Here is a 17985-nt window from a genome sequence, read left to right as displayed (position 1 = left end):
ATACATGGAGATGAGAAATCAAAATAGCCGTCATAAATATAAAAAAAGTAGGTTATGCATATGAATGAACCGCTCGTTTTTATGTTTTCCGGACAAGGTTCCCAGTACTATCATATGGGGAAGGAATTATTTAAGGAAAATACCGTGTTTCGCCAGTCGATGCTTGAAATGGATGCCATTGCAGCACGGCGAATCGGCACATCCATTGTTGAAGAAATCTATCATCCCGCTAAACGTGTGTCAGATCCGTTTGACAGCATTCTTTTGTCCCACCCCGCAATCTTTATAATTGAATACTCCTTATACAAGGTTTTGGCAGATAGGGGAATCTATCCTGATTACGTATTGGGATCAAGTCTGGGAGAATTCGCAGCAGCAGCTGTTTCTGGTGTGTCAGACGCAGAGAATATACTGAATTGCATACTTGAACAGGCCATTTTAATCCAGAAATCCTGCGATAAAGGAAAAATGCTGGCCATTCTTGATCATCCGCAATTACTGAAAGACCATCCGCAGCTGTTTAGAGATAGTGAACTCATCTCTATTAATTATGATTCGCATTTCGTCATTTCTGGTGAAGAAGAAAACATAAAGCAGATCATGGAGGTTTTAAAAGAGAAGCAAATTCTTTGCCAGCAGCTGCCTGTGTCCTATGCCTTTCATTCTTCGCTTATTGATCCGGCAGAAAGTGTCTATGCAGAATTTTTAAGTTCAATCTCTTTTAAAAACCCGTCAATACCAATGGTGTCGAGTCTAACGGGGGGCTGTCTTCGCGAAATAGACAAGCATTTCTTTTGGGATGCGGTTAGAAAGCCAATGAGATTTCGCGAAGCGATTGGATATTTAGAAAGCCAGCATACATGCCGGTTTATCGATTTAGGGCCATCCGGCACCTTAGCTGCTTTTGTGAAACAGCTGATTCCGGGTGATTCAGCTGACCGCTGCTACTCGATCATCACACCATTTCATCAGGAGCTGAAAAATCTGAATACGGTTGAGTGTTTCCGTACACCAGAAAGGAAGTTTACAAGATGATTACATATGTTTTTCCAGGACAAGGATCCCAGCAAAAGGGAATGGGACAAGGACTATTTGAACAATATCGGCATTTGACTGATCAAGCAGATGAAATTTTGGGCTATTCAATAGAAAAGCTCTGTACCGAAAAATCCTATTTGGATGTAAACCATACTGAATACACGCAGCCGGCTTTGTACGTCGTCAATGCACTCAGTTATTTGAAGAGACTGGAGGAAACCGGCAGAAAACCTGATTTTGCGACAGGACATAGCTTAGGAGAATACAATGCGTTGTTTGCAGCGGGGGCCTTTGATTTTGGAACCGGATTAAGACTTGTCAAAAAAAGAGGCGAACTGATGGGACGAATTACAGGAGGCGGAATGGCTGCTGTGATCGGGCTGAATAAGGAACAAGTTACAGCCGTTTTAGAAGAGCACCGTCTCTATGACATTGATGTGGCAAATGAAAATACGCCTCGGCAGATTGTGATCTCCGGCCAAAAAAAAGAGATTGAAAAAGCCGGAACGGTTTTTGAAAACACCAAGGATGTAAAGCTATTTCACCCTTTAAACGTAAGCGGAGCTTTTCATTCCAGATATATGAATGAAGCAAAACAGGAATTTAAGCAATTTATTGACTCATTCCTTTTTGCGCCTTTATCTGTCCCTGTTATCTCCAATGTCTATGCAGAGCCCTATCAACAGGACAGGATAAAAGAGACATTATCTGAACAAATGGTCAGCACAGTGAAATGGACGGACAGCATACGTTTTCTGATGGGAAGAGGAGAAATGGAGTTTGAAGAGATCGGGCCTGGAACTGTTTTAACCGGCCTCATCCAGCGGATTAAAAATGAAGCAGAACCGTTAACACATGCACCCGAAAAGAACCTTGCTTCCCGTCATACGTTCAGTGCGCATTCAAAGGAACAAGCAGAAGCGGCTGGACATCGACCTCAAGTTCAAGCTGGAATTACGGCAGAATCTTTAGGAAGTGCTGAGTTTAAACAGGATTATCAACTTACATATGCTTATCTTGCAGGAGGAATGTACCGCGGCATTGCTTCGAAAGAAATGGTAGTAAAGCTGTCAAAAGCAGGAATGATGGGGTTCTTTGGTACAGGCGGCCTGAGTCTGAATGAGGTTGAAGAGGCGATCCTCACTATTCAAGAAGAATTAGGGGAAGGACAAGCCTACGGCATCAATCTCGTCCATAATATGAAGCATACTGAATCAGAAGAAAAAATGATTCACCTTTTATTGAAGCATCAAGTGAGAAATGTGGAAGCTTCAGCATTTTTAAGTGTCACTCCCGCATTAGTAAGGTATCGCGCAAAAGGAGTAAAACGAAACTCTAATGGCGACGTCATTTGCTCAAATCGTCTCATTGCGAAAATATCGCGGCCGGAAGTTGCCGAATCATTTCTGAGTCCTGCGCCTGAGAATATGCTGCAAAAGCTTTTAGAAGAAAATAAAATCACAGTGAATGAAGCTGAGTTGTTGCGTAACATTCCGATGGCTGATGATATTTGTGTGGAAGCTGATTCAGGCGGCCATACAGATGGAGGTGTGGCATACAGCCTGATGCCGGCGATGACGTCATTAAGAGATGAAATGATGAAAAAATATCAATATCCGAAAAAAATTAGAGTTGGTGCAGCTGGAGGAATTGGAACGCCTGATGCAGCGGTGGCAGCTTTTATGCTTGGTGCTGATTTTATTGTAACAGGCTCAATCAATCAATGTACGGTTGAGGCGGCGACAAGTGATAAAGTAAAGGATTTGCTTCAACAGATGAATGTACAAGATACAGCTTACGCGCCTGCGGGTGATATGTTTGAATCGGGCAGCAAAGTGCAAGTGCTGAAAAAAGGCGTGTTCTTTCCGGCGCGGGCAAGCAAGTTATATGAACTGTACCAGCGATATGGGTCAATACGTGAGCTGGATGCAAAGACGTTGACTCAGCTGGAGGAGAAATACTTCAAACGCAGTATAGAAGACATCTATAAAGATATGACATTGCATTATCCCGAGGTAGAAATTGAGAAGGCTGAACAAAATCCGAAGCATAAAATGGCTTTGATTTTCCGATGGTACTTCAGATACAGCTCCAACTTGGCAATCAGCGGAAGCGAACATTCGAAGGTCGATTATCAAATTCACTGCGGTCCGGCGCTGGGAGCCTTTAATCAATGGACCAAAGGTTCTGAATTAGAAAACTGGCGCAATCGCCATGTGGATGAGATCGGAAAAACATTAATGACAGAAACGGCAGCATTGCTTCATGAAAGGATGCAATCAATGTATCAACCTTCGTTTTAAAAGACAGAATAAGATTGATAGTTTGAATATTACGAAAATACACCTATAAAAAGTACTCAAATGAACCCTTGAAGGAGAGAGCGCGTTATGGATAAACAGAGAATCTTTGAAGTGTTAGTCACCAATATTTGCGAGGTGCTTCCTGAATTAGACGGACACAGATTCGAGCCTGAAGATCAGTTAGTTGAGTTAGGAGCTGATTCTGTAGACAGAGCTGAAATTATCACAATGGTGCTAGAGGATTTATCATTAAAAATTCCCCGCATTGAGCTGTCTGGGGTGAAAAACATCGGCGAGTTGGCTGAGGTGCTTTATGACAAAGTGCAAACTGTCTGAGGTGGTGGTGACCGGTGTAGGCGTAACGGCTGCTATCGGTCAAGGGAAAGAGGCCTTTGCTTCTTCGCTGCTGTCCGGCAGGCATGCCTTTGATGTTATGAAGCGTTCGGGCAGACAAAAAGACAGCCGGTTTATTGGAGCTGAAATTGCGACATTGTCTTATCCCGACCGGCTTTCTAAAAAATTATTAAGAAAAGCGTCATTTTCCAGCCGTGCTGCATTGGTGACTCTCTCAGAGGCTTGGGAGGAAGCTGCATTAAACGAAGTCGATTCCGCACGTATCGGACTGGTAGTCGGTGGATCAAATTTTCAGCAGAGAGAAACCTTACAGCTTTATGAAAGTTATCAAGATCGCTCTGGTTTTATTTCGCCTGCGTATGGCTTGTCTTTCATGGATAGCGACCTTTGCGGATTATGCACAGATCAGTTTGGCATTACAGGCTTAGCTTATACCGCGGGAGGAGCCTCGGCCAGCGGCCAGTTAGCAGTGATTCATGCGATTCAGCAAGTCTTGTCAGGCGAGGTAGATATTTGCATAGCGCTTGGTGCATTAATGGACCTTTCTTATATGGAATGCGAGGCGCTTAGGGCTTTAGGCGCTATGGGAACGGACAAATTTGCGGAGGCGCCTGAAAAAGCGTGCCGGCCCTTCGATCAGAACAGAGACGGGTTTATTTATGGAGAATCGTGCGGCGCATTGGTGATAGAACGAAAGGAGACCGCTGTCCGCCGAGGTGTCAAGCCTTATGCAGCGTTGTCTGGATGGTCAATCAAACTAGACGGGAACCGGAATCCCGATCCTTCTTTAGAAGGGGAGATTCATGTCATCCAGGAGGCGCTGGAGCGTGCCGGCCTTTCACCAGAAGACATTGATTATATTAATCCCCATGGCACAGGTTCTTTTATTGGAGATGAAATTGAATTAAAGGCGTTGCATGCGTGCGGGCTTTCCCACGCTTATATTAACGCAACAAAATCGATAATCGGGCACGGCCTCAGCGCCGCAGGCATTGTAGAGGTGATTTCTGTTTTGCTGCAAATGAGAAAATCTGCCCTGCATCCGAGCCGGAATTTGGATCATCCAATTGATGATTCTTTTCATTGGGTAAATGAGAAATCGATTTCATACCGCATCAAAAATGCGCTGAGCTTAAGCATGGGGTTTGGCGGAATGAACACCGCGGTTTGTATACAAAACATTGAGAAATGTGGAGGCGAATCATAAATGGTTTCAGCCGGAATAGAAGCGATGAATGTCTTTGGCGGGACGGCATACCTTGATGTCATGGAACTTGCCAAATATAGACACTTAGATACTGCCAGATTTGAAAACTTATTAATGAAAGAAAAAGCGGTAGCGCTGCCTTATGAAGATCCTGTGACCTTTGGAGTCAATGCAGCTAAGCCGATTATTGATGCTTTATCCGAAGCCGAGAAGGACCGGATTGAATTGCTGATCACTTGTTCTGAATCCGGGATCGACTTTGGGAAATCGTTAAGTACATATATCCATGAATATTTAGGCCTGAACCGCAATTGCCGTTTGTTTGAGATTAAACAGGCATGTTATTCAGGAACTGCAGGATTTCAGATGGCGGTCAATTTTATATTATCCCAGACGTCTCCGGGTGCCAAAGCACTAGTTATCGCCAGTGATATTTCACGTTTCTTAATCGCCGAGGGCGGAGACGCTTTAAGTGAAGACTGGTCTTATGCTGAACCGAGCGCCGGAGCGGGAGCGGTGGCCATTTTAGTAGGCGAAAATCCCGAGGTGTTTCAAATAGATCCCGGAGCAAATGGCTATTACGGCTATGAAGTGATGGATACGTGCCGTCCTATTCCCGATAGTGAAGCGGGAGATTCTGACCTGTCTTTAATGTCATATCTGGATTGCTGCGAACAAACATTTCTGGAATACCAAAAACGTGTGCCCGGTGCAAGTTATCAGGACACGTTTCAATACCTTGCTTACCATACACCCTTTGGCGGGATGGTGAAAGGTGCGCACCGAACAATGATGCGTAAGGTCGCGAAGGCGAAAACAGCTGAGATTGAACCGGATTTTTTAAATCGGGTTAAGCCAGGTTTAAACTATTGCCAACGGGTTGGAAATATTATGGGAGCTGCCTTGTTTCTGGCGTTGGCCAGCACGATAGACCAAGGGCGGTTTGATTCGCCTAAACGAATCGGCTGTTTTTCCTACGGATCAGGCTGCTGTTCTGAATTTTACAGCGGTATTACAACTCCGCAAGGCCAGGAACGCCAGCGCTCATTTGGCATTGAGAAGCATTTAGATCGCCGATATCAGCTCTCAATGGAAGAGTATGAGCTGCTGTTTAAGGGGAACGGGATGGTGCGGTTCGGAACGCGCAATGTAAAGCTGGATGTTGAGATGATACCGGGCATCATGCAGTTTACTCAAGAGAAGCCGCGCTTATTTTTAGAAGAAATTTCTGAGTTTCATCGGAAGTACAGGTGGATCTCGTGACCTATCAAACGATAAAGGTCCGCATTCAAGAGTCGGTTTGCTATATCACCTTTCACCGTCCTGAAGCGAATAATACGATTAATGACACACTCATAGAAGAATGTTTGCAAGTGTTACACCAATGTGAAACATCATCGGTTACGGTTGTTGTGTTAGAAGGGCTTCCCGAAGTATTTTGCTTCGGGGCGGATTTTCAAGAAATGTATCAGGAAATGAAAAGCGGCAGGAAACAGGCAAGCTCCCAAGAGCCTCTCTATGATTTGTGGCTGAAATTGCAGACAGGCCCTTATGTCACGATTTCGCATGTCAGGGGAAAAGTGAATGCCGGCGGCCTTGGTTTCGTATCTGCCACAGATATTGCCATAGCTGATGAAACGGCGTCATTCAGTCTCTCTGAGCTGTTATTCGGTCTGTACCCGGCTTGTGTTTTACCGTTTCTGATCCGCCGGATCGGCTGGCAGAAAGCACATTATATGACGCTAATGACAAAGCCGATTTCCGTACAGAAAGCCAGTGAATGGGGGTTAATAGATGCCTTTGATGTTCAAAGTGAGGTGCTGCTGAGAAAGCACTTATTGCGTTTGCGGAGGCTGAATAAAAAGGGGATCACCCGTTATAAACAGTTTATCAGCTCACTTGATCATCAAGTCAGCCGTTCGAAATCCATCGCTTTAACTGCAAATCAAGACATGTTTTCTGATCTTCAAAACCAGATGGGAATCATCAGGTATGTTGAAACAGGGCAATTCCCATGGGAGGAACAGTAATCATTTGAAAAGATGACAATCAGAACCGTTAGGAGGACATCATGACGCATTCTGTTGTAGAGCTCATCGAAGTTGAGCCTGCTATTATTCAGGTAAAAATGCATGACCGCACTCATAAAAACGCATTTTCACAAGAACTTACAGACGGTTTAATTCAAGCGTTTGAATTCATTCGGAAGAAACCCAATTATAAAGCAGTCATTTTGACAGGGTATGATAACTATTTTGCTTCAGGAGGAACGCAAGAAGGGCTGCTTCGAATTCAGCAGGGATTGACCAAGTTCACGGATGACAATCTTTATTCGCTGGCGCTGGATTGCGAGATTCCAGTCATCGCGGCAATGCAGGGACACGGAATTGGAGGCGGCTTTGTCATGGGGCTTTTTGCTGACATTGTCATTCTGGCCAGAGAGAGTGTGTATACGGCTAATTTTATGAAATACGGATTTACGCCTGGAATGGGCGCTACCTTTATCGTTCCTAAAAAACTGGGGTTCAGCCTGGCTCAGGAAATACTAATGAATGCGGGCAGCTACCGCGGAGCTGATCTCGAAAAAAGAGGGGTTCCCTTTAAAGTCCTGCCTCGTGCGGAAGTATTAGATTATGCGGTGGAACTGGCGCATGAATTCGCGGAAAAGCCGAGAAACTCATTGATTACATTAAAAGACCATTTGGTTGCCCCGCTTCGTCAGCAGCTGCCTCACGTCATAGAACAGGAATTGATGATGCACGAGAAAACATTTCATCATGAGGAAGTCAAAATGAGAATCAAAGGTTTGTATGGAAATTAACCAGAAATCCACATGAAAATTTGCAGATTAAATGGAGGCAGCGCGATGAGAAATAATGATAATACACGCATTTTAGCTAATCCTTCTGTCAGCTACGGTGAGCCTTTACATCTATCTGAAGAGCAGCCGGCAACAATACCTGAAGTTTTATACAGAACTGCTGCTGAGCTCGGGGATACAAAGGGAATCATTTATTTGCAGCCGGATGGAAAAGAAGTGTATCAATCATATGGACGATTGTGGAATGATGCACTGCGTATCGTAAAGGGGCTCCGGCAATCAGGCCTGAAAGCAAAACAAAACGTGATTTTGCAGCTTGGCGACAATTCTCAGCTTCTCCCTGCGTTCTGGGGGTGTGTTTTAGCAGGAATTGTTCCGGCTCCGTTAGCCGTTCCGCCAACGTACGCTGAATCGAGCAGCGGGACTCAAAAGCTGAAAGACGCATGGACGCTTCTTGACAAGCCGGCGGTGATTACAGACCGGGACATGCACCAGGAAATGATCGATTGGGCAAGTGAACAAGGCCTTGAAGGATTCCGTGCAATTGCTGCGGAAGATCTGCTCAGTGCCGAGGCAGAGACGGACTGGCATCAATCCAGTCCTGAAGACTTAGCGCTTTTATTGCTGACTTCAGGCAGTACGGGAACGCCAAAAGCGGTTATGCTTAATCATCGAAATATTATGAGCATGGTAAAAGGGATTATTCAAATGCAAGGCTTCACCAGAGAAGATGTCACGTTTAACTGGATGCCGTTTGATCATGTCGGAGGCATCGGAATGCTGCATTTGCGGGATGTCTATCTAGGCTGCCAAGAAATTAACGTCTCAAGTGAAACGATCTTAATGGAGCCGCTGAAATGGCTGGATTGGATTGATCACTACCGTGCTTCAGTTACGTGGGCACCGAATTTTGCGTTCGGTCTTGTCACTGATTTTGCAGAAGAAATGAAAAACAGGAAATGGGATCTGTCCTCAATGCGTTACATGCTCAATGGCGGTGAAGCAATGGTCGCCAAGGTAGGGCGCAGAATGCTTGAGCTTTTAGAACCTCATGGACTGCCTGCTGATGCGATCCGGCCTGCATGGGGAATGTCCGAAACGTCATCCGGCGTTATTTTCTCTCATGAATTTACCCGGGCTGCAACAAGTGACGATGATCATTTTGTCGAAATCGGTTCTCCAATCCCTGGATTCTCTATGAGAATAGTGAATGACCATAATGATTTGGTTGAGGAAGGCGAGATTGGCCGTTTTCAAGTTTCGGGTCTTTCCGTTACAAGCGGTTATTACCGGCGCCCGGATTTAAATGAGAGTGTGTTTACGGAAGATGGATGGTTTGAAACCGGAGACCTAGGCTATTTGCGAAACGGGCGCTTAACTATTACAGGGCGCACGAAAGATGCAATTATCATTAATGGTATTAATTATTACAGTCATGCGATTGAGTCTGCTGTTGAAGAATTAGCGGAAATCGAAACTTCTTATACTGCTGCCTGCGCAGTCCGCGTGAATCAGAATTCAACGGATCAGCTGGCTATCTTCTTTGTTACTTCCGCAAAAATGAGTGATGAGCAGATGTCTCAGCTTCTTAGAAACATACAATCCCATGTCTCACAGGCGATCGGCGTCACCCCGGAATATTTGCTGCCGGTACAAAAAGAAGAGATTCCGAAAACGGCTATCGGAAAGATCCAGCGCACCCAGCTGAAAACGTCATTTGAAAATGGAGATTTCGATTACTTGCTTCATAACCCCAACCGGATGAACGGGGCGGTCCAAGACGAGGACATGCAGCAAGCAGATCATGTGAGAAGAATAAGGGAAGAGATACAGGAGCATCTGCTCAGCTGTTTGACTGAGGAGCTGCACGTTTCCCGCGATTGGGCGGAGCCAAATGCTAATATCCAGAGCCTTGGAGTGAATTCTATCAAGATGATGAAGCTCATTCGGTCGGTCGAGAAAAAATACCGTATCAAACTCACAGCCAGAGAGATACATCAGTATCCTACGATTGAACGCTTGGCTGGCTATCTATCTAAACAAGAAGATATCAGCAGCATCTCTGATGACACAGCGGGTACTGACACATCGAAAACGGAACCGGAAAAGAGTCAGGCAGCTTTTCAGCCTCTGTCTGAGGTGCAAAAAGGATTGTGGACATTGCAAAAAATGTCACCTGAAAAAAGTGCCTATCATGTACCTCTCTGTTTTCGATTTTCGTCAGGGCTTCACCTTGAAACATTACAAGAGGCTTTCGGCTTTGTATTCCAACAGCATCCGATCTTAAAGCATGTCATCCGAGAGAAAGACGGAGTGCCATTTCTTACACATGATCCAGCGCTTTCACTTGAAATCAAGACAGAAGACATCTCAGGAATGAAAGAGTCTGACATTCCTTCTTTTCTTAGAAAAAAAGGAAAGGAACCATATGTAAAGGAAAACAGCCCGTTAGTGCGTGTCATGAGTTTTTCCAGATCTGAACAAGAGCAGTTTTTACTAGTTGTCATTCACCATTTGATTTTTGACGGGGTTTCGTCTGTAACATTTATACGCAGTCTGTTTGACAGCTATAAGCTTCTTTTAGAAGGACAGCAGCCGGAAATAACTGTTTCTCCTGCCATTTATCACGATTTTGCGGCCTGGGAGCAGAACATGCTTGCCGGAAAAGACGGCGCGAAGCATCGTTCATACTGGCAGAAACAGCTATCGGGAACTTTGCCGAGCCTTCAGCTGCCTAAGGTCAGCACAAGTTCAGCCGATTCTGAGTTTGAAGAGGATACATATACCCGGCAGCTGTCCAGCGGTTTCATGAATCGGGTCAGGACGTTTGCGAAAGAGCATTCTGTGAATGTTTCGACGGTATTCTTAAGCTGCTATATGATGCTGTTGGGCCGCTATACCGGACAAAAGGAACAGATTGTCGGCATGCCGGCGATGGTGAGACCGGAAGAAAGATTTGATGCTTCCATTGGGCATTTTCTTAATATGCTCCCGATTCGCAGTGAGCTGAACCAGGCAGATATTTTTTCTGAATTTGTGGCTAAATTGCAATTTACCATGTTGGATGGGCTTGATCATGCAGCTTATCCGTTTCCGAAAATGGTGAGGGATTTGAAAATTCCTCGCAGCGAAGCGGGCTCACCGGTGTTTCAAACTGCTTTTTTCTATCAGAATTTTCTTCAATCCGGCAGCTATCAAAACTTGTTGAGCCGCTATGCTGACTTCTTTTCTGTCGATTTCGTTGAGCGTATTCATCAAGAGGGTGAATACGAATTAGTATTTGAACTTTGGGAAACTGAAGAAATAATGGAGCTGAACATTAAATACAATACCGGGCTATTTGATGCGGCATCTGTATCCGCGATGTTCGATCAATTTGTTTATGTAACAGAACAGGCAGTGTTGAATCCTTCTCAGCCTTTAAAAGAGTATTCTTTATTGCCTGAAGCAGAGGAGCAGATAATTCTTAAAACATGGAACGACACTGGCAAAACGTATCCATATACATGTTTTCATGAATTATTTGAGCAGCAGGCGAAAAAGACGCCTGATCGAGCGGCTGTCAGCTATGAAGATCAAACATTGACGTATCGAGAGCTTGATGAAAGAAGCACACAGCTGGCCATTTATTTGCAGGCGCATGGAGTGGGTCCGGACCGCTTGACAGGAATCTATGTGGATCGGTCGCTGGACATGTTGGTGGGATTATTGGCGATTCTCAAGGCTGGAGGAGCATATGTGCCGCTTGACCCTTCCTATCCGGCTGAGCGACTGGAGTACATGCTGGAGGACAGTGAAGTCTCCATCACGCTGACGACATCAGAATTAGTAAACACGTTGAGTTGGAGCGGTGTCAAGACTGCTCTGTTAGATCAAGACTGGGATGAGATCGCTCAAACAGCCTCTGATCGAAAAGTGCTTACACGCACTGTCACGCCCGAAAACTTGGCATATGTTATTTATACATCCGGCAGCACAGGAAAGCCAAAAGGTGTCATGATACCGCATAAAGCTTTAACCAATTTTCTCGTTTCGATGGGAGAAACACCAGGTCTTTCACCAGAGGATAACATGCTCGCTGTCACAACCTACTGTTTTGATATCGCGGCTCTGGAGTTATATTTGCCTTTGATAAAGGGCGCACACTGCCATATTTGCCAAACGGAGCATACGAAAGACGTTGAAAAACTGAAACAGGACATCCAAACAATCAAACCGACAGTGATGCAGGCAACGCCGGCTACATGGAAGATGCTCTTTTATTCAGGCTGGGAAAATGAAGAGAGGGTGAAAATTCTATGCGGAGGCGAAGCTTTGCCTGAGACATTAAAACGATATTTCTTACATACGGGCAGCGAAGCTTGGAATATGTTCGGGCCAACCGAAACAACCATCTGGTCAGCGGTTCAGCGTATTAATGAAGAATGCTCTCATGCCACGATAGGAAGTCCAATCGCCAATACACAAATCTATATTACGGATTCTCAGCTTGCACCAGTACCGGCTGGCGTTCCCGGAGAGCTTTGCATTGCGGGGGATGGCGTGGCGAAAGGCTATTACAAAAAGCCAGAATTAACGAATACGAGATTCATTGACAGCCCTTTTGAGTCTGGATCGAAGCTTTATAGAACGGGAGACATGGCGCGCTGGCTTCCGGGAGGACAAATTGAATATATAGGCCGTATTGATAATCAGGTGAAAATACGCGGATTCCGTATTGAACTTGGCGATATTGAAAGCAGGCTCAGTGAGCATCCCGGCATTCAGGAATGCGTCGTGGTCGCGGCTGAAGAGAATGGAATGGATAAGCTTGCTGCCTATTATACAGCTAAACATGCAAATACTTCTCTTGCAGGAAGAGAGCTGCGTCATTATGTGAAAGACGCTTTGCCTGCCTATATGGTGCCTTCTTATTTTATTCAGCTTGACCATATGCCGTTAACACCGAACGGAAAGATAGACAGAAATAGACTTAAGAATAGGGGACTAACTGCGAAGCATTCAAAAGAAAGAGAGATCTCTCCTAAGAACATTCAGGATGCTGTATTGGCCATTTGGCAGGATGTATTGAAAATGACTGACATTGAACGGGAAGACGGATTTTTCGATGTGGGCGGTGATTCGCTTCTCGCGGTTACTGTGGCTGACCGCATCAAACATGAATTATCCTGTGAACTTTCTGTCACAGACTTGTTTGAGTACTCAACGATCAAAAATATCAGCCAATACATCACTGAACAGCGAATGGCGGATACAAGTATCTCTGTGCCGACAGAACCGGCAGCTTATATAGATCAGTCCTTCGAGGGGAACGATCTGCCAGATTATTATGAGGATAGTGTAGCGGTTATTGGCATATCGTGTGAATTTCCAGGGGCGAAAAATCATGATGAGTTTTGGGAGAACCTCAGAGACGGCAAGGAAAGCATTACGTTTTTCAGTAAAGAAGAGCTTCAGCGCTTTGGCATTTCAGTGGAGATGGCGGAAAATGCCGACTATGTCCCAGCTAAATCTTCTATTGATGGCAAAGACAAGTTTGACCCAAGCTTCTTTCAAATCTCTCCTAAAGACGCTGAATTTATGGATCCACAGTTTCGAATGCTGCTGACTCACTCATGGAAAGCAATAGAAGATGCCGGTTATGCTGCGAAACAGATTCCGCAAACCAGTGTTTTTATGTCGGCAAGCAACAATTCTTATCGCGCGCTGCTGCCGTCAGATACAACAGAGAGTCTGGAAACGCCGGATGGTTATGTCTCGTGGGTGCTTGCGCAGAGCGGGACGATTCCGACAATGATTTCTCATAAGCTCGGGCTGAAAGGGCCAAGCTATTTTGTCCATGCTAACTGCTCATCGTCCCTGATTGGATTGCATTCTGCCTATAAAAGCCTGCTGTCGGGTGAATCTGCTTATGCTTTAGTTGGCGGTGCTACGCTCCATACCGAGTCAAATATCGGATATATGCATCAGCCGGGACTGAACTTTTCGAGCGACGGACATATTAAAGCTTTTGACGCATCAGCTGACGGAATGATAGGCGGTGAGGGTGTTGCCGTAGTATTGCTGAAAAAAGCGGCTGATGCTGTAAAAGACGGAGATCATATCTATGCTTTGCTAAGAGGCATAGGTGTAAATAACGACGGCGCTGACAAAGTCGGTTTTTATGCTCCAAGCGTCAAAGGCCAGGCTGATGTGGTGCAAAAGGTCATGAATCAAACGAAGATACAGCCTGAAACCATCCGCTATGTGGAAGCGCACGGAACCGGAACGAAGCTTGGAGATCCAATCGAGCTGGCGGCTTTAACGAACGTTTACAAGCAATATACAAATAAAACGCAATTTTGCGGCATTGGGTCGGTCAAAACCAATATCGGACATTTAGATACAGCTGCCGGTCTGGCGGGCTGCATTAAGGTCGTGATGAGTCTTTATCATCAGGAGCTGGCACCGAGTATCAATTATAGGGAGCCGAATCCAAATATAGATCTAGCCAACTCTCCTTTTTACGTCGTCGATCAAAAGAAAACGTTAAGCCGTGATATCAAAACGCACAGGGCTGCACTTAGCTCGTTCGGGCTAGGCGGGACAAACACTCACGCCATTTTTGAACAATACAAAAAGGATTCTGATAAGAGAAAGATAGACGGGACCTGTATCATACCGATCTCGGCAAAAAATAACGAGAGACTGCAGGAGTATGTACGAGATATTATGGCCTATTTGGATAGAAAAGGGCTTGAGAACGAACAGCTGCCTGATTTTGCGTATACCCTTCAGGTCGGGCGGGAAGCGATGGAGTATCGCGTTGCCTTTACTGCCGATCATGTGAATGAGTTAAAACAGAAGCTCACAGATTTTATCAGTGGAAAAACAGTGATTGAAGGCTGTTTTCAAGGAAGTCAGCAGAATTCTAGGGAAGTTTCATGGCTGACGGAGGACGAGGACAGCGCCGAACTGATCCGTAAGTGGATGGCCAAAGGAAAAGTGAACAAGCTTGCGGAAATTTGGAGCAAGGGAGCATATATAGATTGGATGCAGCTTTACAAAGATGAGCGTCCATACAGAATGAGTCTGCCGACATATCCATTTGCAAAGGAACGATACTGGCCGTCTCAGGCTGACTGCAAGCCGCCGAGTCATATATCCGGAAATCAGACAGAGACCGGTTCCATTCATCCGATGCTCCATCAGAATACATCTGATTTTTCTGAACAGAAATTCAGTTCGGTTTTCACTGGTGAGGAATTCTTTCTGAGAGACCATGTGGTAAGAGGAAAGCCGGTGCTCCCTGGTGTTGCGTACCTAGAAATGGCCCGCGCGGCTATCAAGCAGGCGGCAGGAAGCGATAATGGCCAAGGGGTCAGAATCAGATTGAATCATACAGTCTGGGTTCAGCCTGTTGTGGTTGACAAACATTCGGCTCAAGTGGATATCGGTCTCTTTCCTGAAGAAGATGGAAAAATCACTTTTGACATTTACAGTACACAGGAAGACGGGGCCGACCCGGTTATTCATAGTCAAGGCAGTGCGGAGCTGGTATCTGCCGCCAAAACGCCGGTCGCAGATCTCACTGAAATATCACGCCGCTGCGGCAAAGGAAAGATGTCAGCTGATCAATTTTACGCAGAAGGCAGAAGCAGGGGGATGTTCCATGGTCCGGCCTTCCAAGGGATTAAGAATGTGAATATAGGAAACAAAGAGGTTTTGGCGCAGCTGCAGCTTCCAGAAATCGTTTCTGGAACGAAGGAACAGTTTGTGTTGCATCCAAGTATCATGGACTCCGCCTTGCAGACGGCAACAATATGCATCATGCAGGAATTGACGGATCAGAAGCTGATTTTGCCATTTGCGCTTGAAGAGCTTGAGGTGATCAATGGATGTTCGTCTTCTATGTGGGCTTATGCTCGTTTAAGTGACAGCCATCACTCCGGGGATATTGTTCAGAAAGCGGATATCGATGTCATTGACGAAAGCGGAGACGTATGTGTCAGGATCAAAGGGTTCTCCACGAGAGTATTGGAAGGGGAGGTTCACTCATCAAAGTCTTCACCGCGGCATGAACGCTTAATGCTCGAGCCGGTATGGAGAGAACAGAATGGCGGATTTGTGGACGAGGACCTTTCATTCACAGAGCATATCGTTGTTCTCTTTGAAACTGAACGAAGTGTCATAGACAGCCTTGCATCAAACATGAAGGATGCCCGTGTCATAACTCTGGATGAAGCTGAAGGGCATATTGCAGAACGTTATCAGTTATACGCGCAGAACGTGTTTGAGCTCGTGCAAAGAAAGATCCGTGAGCATTCTGCAGGCCGTGTTATCATTCAAGCCATCGTTCCGCTGAATAAAGAGAAACAATTGTTTGCTGGTGTTTCCGGTCTGCTTAAAACAGCTGAATTAGAATTCAGCAAACTTACAGCTCAGGTCATCGAGATCGAGAAGCCTGAAGAGGTGAATGATCTTCATTTCAAGCTGAAAGACGACTGCCGGAGGCCTGCTGATAAACAGATTCGATATGAGGCTGGAAACCGTTTTGTGAAAGGCTGGCGGGAAATGGCTCTGCCTTCCGCTGATGAGCATCAAATGCCGTGGAGAGACGAGGGCGTTTATCTCATCACAGGCGGAGCAGGAAGCTTAGGCCTTCTGTTTGCAAAGGAAATTGCCGATCGAGCCGTTCGATGCACCATTGTGCTGACGGGACGCTCTGTTTTAAGTGAGTGTAAGAAAAATGAACTGGAGACTCTGCGAAGCATGGGGTCGGAGGTTGTCTATCGAGAGACTGATGTCAGTGATCAGAGAGCGGTTCGGCGTCTCATGAAGGAAATCAAAGAAAAGTATGGCACACTCAACGGAATCATTCACGGTGCAGGCAGCATTAAAGATCACTTCATCCTTCATAAATCGAATGAAGAGTTTCAAGAAGTGTTGCAGCCAAAAGTAAGCGGATTGTTACATGTAGACGAATGCAGCAAGGACTTTCCATTGGACTTTTTCATTTTATTCTCATCTGTTTCCGGAAGTTTAGGAAACGCTGGACAAGCTGATTATGCGGCAGCCAATACGTTTATGGATGCATTTGCTGCATACCGCCGTTCTCTTGCGGTATCCAAGAAGCGATTCGGCTCTACCATTTCCTTTAACTGGCCGTTATGGGAAGAAGGCGGTATGCAAGTCGGCGCTGAAGTTGAACAGAGAATGCTGAAAACCATGGGAATGGTCCCAATGCCAACAGATAGCGCCTTGGAAGCATTTTATCAAGGAATAGCATCTAATAAGCCGCAAGTTTTTGTGATGGAAGGACAGCTTCAGAAAATGAAGCGAAAACTGCTTTCTACAGGAACGACAGCCAAACGGAAAGAGCAGAAAAACGCAGATCAGGCTCACGGTCAAATTCAAAAATTAGAAGCGTCTTTGATTCAAATGGTTGGAGCGATTTTAAAAGTAAACAACGACGATATCGATGTCAATACAGAGCTGAGTGAGTACGGATTCGATTCGGTTACATTTACGGTCTTTACAAATCAGATCAACGAAGCATACCAATTGGAACTAACGCCGACCATTTTCTTTGAATATGGAAGCATCCAAAGTCTGACTGAATATGTAATTGCGGCGTATCCGGGAGAATTGAATCAAGATGCTGCTGTTAATGATACAGATGAAACGTCAAGCTCATTTTACCGTTTAAACAGCCTGAGAGCATCATTAACCAACATGGTCAGTGCGATCTTAAAAGTAGATAGTGAAGATATCGATGTCAATACAGAGCTGAGTGAGTACGGATTCGATTCGGTTACATTTACGGTCTTTACAAATCAGATCAACGAAGCATACCAATTGGAACTAACGCCGACCATTTTCTTTGAATATGGAAGCATCCAAAGCCTGGCTGAATATTTGATAGATGAATTTGAGGAGACTTTTGTTCAGGAGAGCGCAGAATCAGAGGGGCAAGAAGAGTTACAGACAATATCTTCTGAAGTTCCGAAAAGTACAACGCGCAGAAAGCACCGCTTCAAACAGCCCGTTATTGCAAAAGAAGAAACAAGCAAAAAGCAGACTGCCGATTTTGAGCCGATTGCAATTGTCGGCATCAGCGGCCGATTTCCTGGCGCTATGGATATAGATGAATTTTGGAGAAACCTTGAGGAAGGCAAAAACAGCATCACAGAAGTGCCAAAAGATCGATGGGACTGGCGGGAGCATTATGGAAACCCTGACACTGAAGCCAATAAAACTGACATCAAATGGGGCGGGTTTAT

Annotated in this window: 8 protein-coding genes (1 of these 8 running past the window's edge); all 8 read left to right on the top strand. The window is 45.3% G+C overall.

Annotation, left to right across the window (positions count from 1 at the left end; all coding sequences use genetic code 11):
- Window positions 1–60: 60 nt before the first annotated feature.
- Complete coding sequence (locus JMN17_RS05430) at window positions 61–1035, top strand: acyltransferase domain-containing protein (protein WP_087991459.1); 975 nt, start codon at window positions 61–63, stop codon at window positions 1033–1035.
- Window positions 1032–3341: an ACP S-malonyltransferase gene (gene fabD, locus JMN17_RS05425; protein ID WP_202327661.1), complete on the top strand. Its 2310-nt coding sequence runs from the start codon at window positions 1032–1034 to the stop codon at window positions 3339–3341. The genes JMN17_RS05430 and fabD overlap by 4 nt, the downstream gene beginning before the upstream one ends.
- Before the next feature lie 87 nt (window positions 3342–3428).
- The gene (locus JMN17_RS05420; protein ID WP_087991461.1) at window positions 3429–3677 is read left to right on the top strand and encodes an acyl carrier protein; all 249 of its coding nucleotides are present in this window, start codon (window positions 3429–3431) and stop codon (window positions 3675–3677) included.
- Window positions 3655–4902: a beta-ketoacyl synthase N-terminal-like domain-containing protein gene (locus JMN17_RS05415; RefSeq protein ID WP_202327660.1), complete on the top strand. Its 1248-nt coding sequence runs from the start codon at window positions 3655–3657 to the stop codon at window positions 4900–4902. Before JMN17_RS05420 ends, JMN17_RS05415 begins: the two co-directional genes overlap by 23 nt.
- On the top strand, window positions 4903–6165 hold the full coding sequence (gene pksG / locus JMN17_RS05410) for a polyketide biosynthesis 3-hydroxy-3-methylglutaryl-ACP synthase PksG (protein ID WP_087991463.1): 1263 nt from the start codon (window positions 4903–4905) through the stop codon (window positions 6163–6165). It abuts the gene before it with no gap.
- Complete coding sequence (locus tag JMN17_RS05405) at window positions 6153–6932, top strand: enoyl-CoA hydratase/isomerase (protein ID WP_087991464.1); 780 nt, start codon at window positions 6153–6155, stop codon at window positions 6930–6932. The genes pksG and JMN17_RS05405 overlap by 13 nt, the downstream gene beginning before the upstream one ends.
- Window positions 6933–6973: 41 nt before the next feature.
- Complete coding sequence (locus tag JMN17_RS05400) at window positions 6974–7723, top strand: polyketide synthase (protein WP_087991465.1); 750 nt, start codon at window positions 6974–6976, stop codon at window positions 7721–7723.
- Between the two features lie 45 nt (window positions 7724–7768).
- Window positions 7769–17985, top strand: the 5' portion of a protein-coding gene (locus JMN17_RS05395) for a non-ribosomal peptide synthetase (RefSeq protein ID WP_202327659.1). Its footprint extends 4924 nt past the window's final position; the window shows 10217 of its 15141 coding nt (coding positions 1–10217); the start codon lies at window positions 7769–7771; its stop codon lies off the right edge, out of view.

This window comes from Bacillus sp. RHFS10 (assembly GCF_016757475.1).
In the GTDB taxonomy this organism is placed as follows: domain Bacteria; phylum Bacillota; class Bacilli; order Bacillales; family Bacillaceae; genus Bacillus; species Bacillus subtilis_G.
The sequence above is the reverse complement of the archived record's forward strand: the minus strand, read 5'-3'. Positions and strand labels throughout refer to the sequence as shown.